The sequence below is a fragment of the Winogradskyella wichelsiae genome (assembly GCF_013403925.1).
In the GTDB taxonomy this organism is placed as follows: Bacteria; Bacteroidota; Bacteroidia; order Flavobacteriales; family Flavobacteriaceae; genus Winogradskyella; species Winogradskyella wichelsiae.
Genome location: NZ_JABFDJ010000037.1, coordinates 1 through 1,265 on the forward strand (window position 1 = coordinate 1; position 1,265 = coordinate 1,265).

Consider the following 1,265-nt stretch of genomic DNA (forward strand, 5'->3'; position numbering starts at 1 on the left):
ACTCCACCTAACATGGCATCGGTTAATACCACACTTGTGATTGCTAATTCGCCTTCATTGGTTACGGTGAAATTATACGTGATGGTTTCTCCTAAGTCTGCGAAGCCATCATTATTTTCGTCATTAAATACTGATGTTTTAATCACTGCAATTCCACTTTCTTGAGGCATTACTGTTTCTGTAATGTCATCTTCTAAAACTGAATCATCATCTGAAAGATCTGTTAATGTAGACCCATCCGAACTTGTTCCGGTTACTGTGGCTTGATTACTTACAATACCTGCATCAATATCTGATTGAAGTATGGTATAATTTGAAGTGTATAACCAAATCTCATCAACATCTAATATATTATCACTATTTAAATCTCCTGATGATAACGTGATTACTCCACCTAACATGGCATCGGTTAATACCACACTTGTGATTGCTAATTCGCCTTCATTGGTTACGGTGAAATTATAAGTGATGGTTTCCCCTAAGTCTGCGAAGCCATCAGTATTTTCATCATTAAATATTGATGTTTTGATAACTGCGATTCCGCTTTCTTGAGGTAATACCGTTTCTGTAATGTCATCTTCTAAAACTGAATCATCATCTGAAAGATCTGTTAATGTAGATCCATCCGAACTTGTTCCGGTTACTGTGGCTTGATTACTTACAATACCTGCATCAATATCTGATTGAAGTATGGTATAATTTGAAGTGTATAACCAAATCTCATCAACATCTAATATATTATCACTATTTAAATCTCCTGATGATAACGTGATTACTCCACCTAACATGGCATCGGTTAATACCACACTCGTGATTGCTAATTCGCCTTCATTGATTACGCTGAAATTATACGTGATTGTTTCCCCTAAGTCTGCGAAGCCATCATTATTTTCGTCATTAAATACTGATGTTTTGATAACTCCGATTCCACTTTCTTGAGGCATTACTGTTTCTGTAATGTCATCTTCTAAAACTGAATCATCATCTGAAAGATCTGTTAATGTAGATCCATCCGAACTTGTTCCGGTTACTGTGGCTTGATTACTTACAATACCTGCATCAATATCTGATTGAAGTATGGTATAATTTGAAGTGTATAACCAAATCTCATCAACATCTAATATATTATCACTATTTAAATCTCCTGATGATAACGTGATTACTCCACCTAACATGGCATCGGTTAATACCACACTCGTGATTGCTAATTCGCCTTCATTAGTTACTGTAAAATTATACGTAATTGTTTCGCCTAAGTCTGCGTA

At 35.5% G+C, this 1,265-nt stretch carries 1 protein-coding gene; it reads right to left on the reverse strand.

Going from position 1 to position 1,265, the window contains the following annotated elements; translation table 11 throughout:
* Positions 1–1,265 (reverse strand): DUF7507 domain-containing protein (locus HM985_RS17070; RefSeq protein ID WP_449489493.1); only part of this gene is annotated, 1,265 nt, incomplete at both ends.